4 protein-coding genes and 1 pseudogene are annotated in these 3,959 nt (G+C 68.6%); 1 reads left to right on the forward strand and 4 read right to left on the reverse strand.

All coding sequences use genetic code 11. The features are described from left to right. Nucleotides 1-279: 279 nt before the first annotated feature. Nucleotides 280-1,426: pseudogene (locus ACFWZ5_RS45370) on the forward strand (IS110 family transposase). A 710-nt stretch (nucleotides 1,427-2,136) separates the two neighbouring features. Here the strand turns inward: ACFWZ5_RS45370 and ACFWZ5_RS45375 are convergent. The 4 genes from ACFWZ5_RS45375 to ACFWZ5_RS45390 all read right to left on the reverse strand — a co-directional run bounded on the left by ACFWZ5_RS45375 (nucleotide 2,137) and on the right by ACFWZ5_RS45390 (nucleotide 3,888). Beyond that, a complete protein-coding gene (locus ACFWZ5_RS45375) occupies nucleotides 2,137-2,403 on the reverse strand; it encodes a DUF6087 family protein (protein WP_384893073.1) in 267 nt (88 codons plus the stop codon). After that, nucleotides 2,396-2,527 (reverse strand): hypothetical protein, encoded by a 132-nt coding sequence (locus ACFWZ5_RS45380; RefSeq protein ID WP_384893076.1) that lies wholly within the window; start codon nucleotides 2,525-2,527, stop codon nucleotides 2,396-2,398. Before ACFWZ5_RS45380 ends, ACFWZ5_RS45375 begins: the two co-directional genes overlap by 8 nt. Nucleotides 2,528-2,726: 199 nt before the next feature. Next, the gene (locus tag ACFWZ5_RS45385; protein WP_384893079.1) at nucleotides 2,727-3,272 is read right to left on the reverse strand and encodes an HD domain-containing protein; all 546 of its coding nucleotides are present in this window, start codon (nucleotides 3,270-3,272) and stop codon (nucleotides 2,727-2,729) included. A 196-nt stretch (nucleotides 3,273-3,468) separates the two neighbouring features. Then, nucleotides 3,469-3,888 (reverse strand): hypothetical protein, encoded by a 420-nt coding sequence (locus ACFWZ5_RS45390; protein WP_384893082.1) that lies wholly within the window; start codon nucleotides 3,886-3,888, stop codon nucleotides 3,469-3,471. Between the last annotated feature and the right edge of the window lie 71 nt (nucleotides 3,889-3,959).

A 3,959-nucleotide genomic window follows, 5' to 3' on the forward strand; every position in this document is an offset into this window, starting at 1 on the left:
GTCCTGCAAGAGGACCGCTGGCCTCCGGGCCCGGCATGGCTGTTCCCCCCTGTCGAAGGCATGACCTGGAGGGGGGTGCCACCGGGCCCGAGAGGCGCCGTTGGAGACGCTGATGAGAGGTCCGACTACCGCCTGGCCGAGCGCAACGCCCGGCCTTCCGCGGGCGGCAGGTCTGCATAACGTGGATGCGCGCTCGACGCCAACGCCCCGGCCAGCACCGCACGACCCGTTCGGGAGGACGGTTTGACGGAGTACGACGAGATAGGCGTCTTCCTGGGCATGGACGTCGGCAAGAGCGCCCACCACGGCCACGGGCTCACCCCGGCCGGCAAGAAGGTCTTCGACAAGCCCCTGCCCAACACCGAACCGAAGCTGCGGGCCGTCTTCGACAAGCTCCGCGACAAGTTCGGCACCGTCCTGGTGATCGTGGACCAGCCCGCCTCGATCGGCGCTCTGCCGCTCACCGTCGCCCGCGATGCGGGCTGCAAGGTCGCCTACCTGCCGGGCCTGTCGATGCGGCGGATCGCAGACCTGTATCCCGGCGAGGCGAAGACCGACGCCCGCGACGCCGCGGTCATCGCGGACGATGCCGCACACCCTGCGCTCGCTGGAGCTGACCGACGAGATCACCGCAGAACTGACCGTCCTGGTCGGCTTCGACCAGGACCTCGCCGCCGAGGCCACCCGCACCTCCAACCGCATCCGCGGCCTGCTCACCCAGTTCCATCCCAGCCTGGAGCGCGTCCTGGGCCCGCGCCTGGACCATCAGGCGGTGACCTGGCTGCTGGAACGCTACGGCTCCCCGGCCGCACTGCGAACGGCCGGACGCCGCAAGCTCGTCGAGGTGATCCGGCCCAAGGCCCCGCGCATGGCAACGCGGCTGATCGACGAGGTCTTCGACGCGCTCGACGAGCAGACCGTCGTGGTCCCGGGCACCGGCACCCTCGACATCGTGATCCCGTCGCTGGCCCGCTCGCTCGGCGCCGTCCACGACCAACGCCGGGCCACGGAAGCCCAGATCAGCGCCCTGCTGGAACAGCACCCTCTTTCGAAGGTCCTGACCTCGATGCCGGGGATCGCGGTCAGGACCGCCGCCACACTGCTGGTCACCGTCGGCGACGGCACCAGCTTCCCCACCGCCGCCCACCTGGCCTCCTACGCCCCGACCACGAAGTCCTCGGGGACCTCGATCCACGGCGAACATGCCCCCAGAGGCGGCAACCGCGTCCTGAAGCGCGCGATGTTCCTGTCCGCGTTCGCCGCCCTGCACGGCCCCGCCTCCCGCACCTACTACGACCGATGCCGAGCCAGAGGGAAAACCCACACCCAGGCGCTTCTTCGCCTGGCCCGGCAACGAATCAACGTGCTGTTCGCGATGCTCCGCGACGGCACCTTCTACGAACCCCGAACGCCTCGCTTCGCTTGACGAAGGACATAGAGGCACCCCCCTTGATGATCTTGCGTGGTTTTGACCGTACCTCTGCACCCCGGTAAGAAGAACACGATTTCGATCAAGGTGAACGCACTGGGTGACGGCGCGGTGCGTCACGCCGGGCGGGGCGGCGTCGTTGAGCCGGACAGTCGCCGCTCCCCGACCGCAGAAGCCGACCGTGACCGATGAAACGCCGCAGTGGCAGACACCGGAGGCGGGCTGAAGGGACGTGTCCGGTTCCCAGCGGCACCATGCTGGCATGACCTTCACCTGGACGACTCCGCCGTGGTTGCGGAACGAGGACTGCACGCACATGGCGACGACGCTCACGGGCGCAGGGCACGGAAGGATCACGGTTCATTCCGAAGCGGTTCGCGGTGACGACGCCACCGAGGCGCTCGCCGACCTGCTCATGCTGCTCATGGGCCCCGGCGGGATAGGCAGCACGGTGCTCCCCGCCGCCGTCGTAGGCGTCGTGATCCGGCGCGGCAGAGTCGGACATCCGCAGCTTTGCCGACCGCCTGCACGTCGCCTACGGCGCGGCCTAGCCCTGCAGCAGCATCCGCTCGTGGGCCCGCGACCGTGTAGCGCCGGTCGTGGGCCTGACCGTTATCGAGGGCGTCGCGCGCATTCGGCCGGAGAGGAGTACAGCCCGGACCACGGCGTACGCAGGAGGTCGACGATCTCGGCGTTGTCGTCCTCGCTCACCACGGTTCGAGCTTGGGCTTCTTCGTGTCCTTCGGACGCATGAACTCCTGCGCGGCCGCCAGGTTCGGCACGACCTTGACCAACTTCCACCCGGTCTTCTTACCGCTCCAGCGCATGACCGCGCGGGGCAGCTCGGGGTCCAGATGCGCGGCGCGCGGCGGCCCCTCGCGCAAGGTCACGGCCCGCATTCGGCCCTTTTGGTACGTACGGGCCTTGAGCCGCAGCCCCCACCTGCGGTCGATCTCTACCCGCCGCTCACTCATCGTCGTCCTCCGGGCCGTCGTCCTCCAAGTCACCGCCGTCGGGTTCCATCGTGGAGAGAGGGCTCATCTCCTCGCGCTCCTCCACGGTGACTTCGCCGTTCTGCTCGGCGTCCTCCTTGGCCATGACTTGAGTGTCCACCGACGGCGGCCGCTGCCGCTACAACTCCCCTACAGAAGGCCCCTGTCGCCCCCAGAGGCGTTCTGCAGGATGGAGCACCCGGAATCCGTGCGGCCCGACCTGGAGGCCGCGCTGAAGCTGGCCCGTGAGTTCAGGTCGGTGATGTTCACCGGGTCCGCGGCTGCGTGACGGCTCGCTTCGAGTGTCATGCGGAGTCGTTCTCGTACGGAGGACGGCCGTTCAGCGCTGAGACATGCTCGCTCAGCTCGGCGAGCAGCGACGGGTTGACGATGCGGACGATCGCCTCGATGTCCTCCGGGCGTGCAGCGGGCCACAGCTGGGCTCTCGCGGAGCGGCACTTCGCGGCAAGGCGCTCCCGTTTGGCGTCCGGCAGTTGCTCCGCTCGGTCCGGGCGCGAGTTGTGCGCGTTATCGGCGACCTTCACCAGGGTGGCCTGAGGGTCGGCGGTGATCCGCCTGATCTTCTCCTCGTACGACATGCCAGACGTGTTGGTCACCGCCTCGACGATCTCGACGACCCGGGCCGGGATTCCGGCCTTCCGCAACCCTTCAGCGGTCCAGTCGATGTCTTCCAGGACGTCGTGGAGCAGGCTGGCCTTGACCAGCTCGTCCCCCATCGGGGCAAGCCCGGCGGCCACCGCGCGTACGTGCACGATGTAGGGCACGCCGATCTTGTCGACCTGCCCGGCATGCGCACGCTTGGCCAGGGCATCGACCTCGAGGACGCCCACCGTCGCATGGCGACTTCTGGGTTGTCCGCGCCGGTGCGCACGGTGAAGTCGGCACCGGTGAGGACGTCGTATTCGTATGCGCCATCGGAGTACGGGCCGTACACGGCCCTGACCGCGCCGGTGCCACCGGGCAGGCAGCGGGCCCACATCTGACCAACGTGAAACACGCGCGTGCCGACCGGGTACGGATGGTCGGTCACGAGCCCTCCCCGGTGTGGCGCTCGAGGATGGCCTCCAGGTCGCGATGCCATCGGTGGTACATGGCCATACGGTGCTCGTGTACGAGCCGGGCCATCTCCGAGGCGTCCTGCCCGAGGACGAACGGTCCCTCGATGCTGAGCAACTGACGCAGAGCCGCTTCGGGGGCGCTGGGGACGTTCAGACGCTGATCTTCTTCGGACAGGGCGGTGACGCCGGCCCAGGAGCGGGCGCGGGTCCACAACTGGTGCAGTGCTTGTGCCCGCACGAAGGTCTCCATCTGCACACCCGGCACCGGGTCTTCGGCCTCGGCGGTCTGCACCATGAGGGCGATGGCCTGATGGTGAGCTTTGCGGGCCACTCGTGTCTCCTCCAGGACGGAGGAGACGATCAGGTCGCTTGTTGTCGGCTTGGGCATCGGAATGTCTCTCCTTCGAGACCGCGGGTGCTCGGGGAGCCCTCGGGTGAGGGATCCCCGAGCCGTGGGTG

Source organism: Streptomyces sp. NPDC059003, assembly GCF_042740445.1.
Classification (GTDB): domain Bacteria; phylum Actinomycetota; class Actinomycetes; order Streptomycetales; family Streptomycetaceae; genus Streptomyces.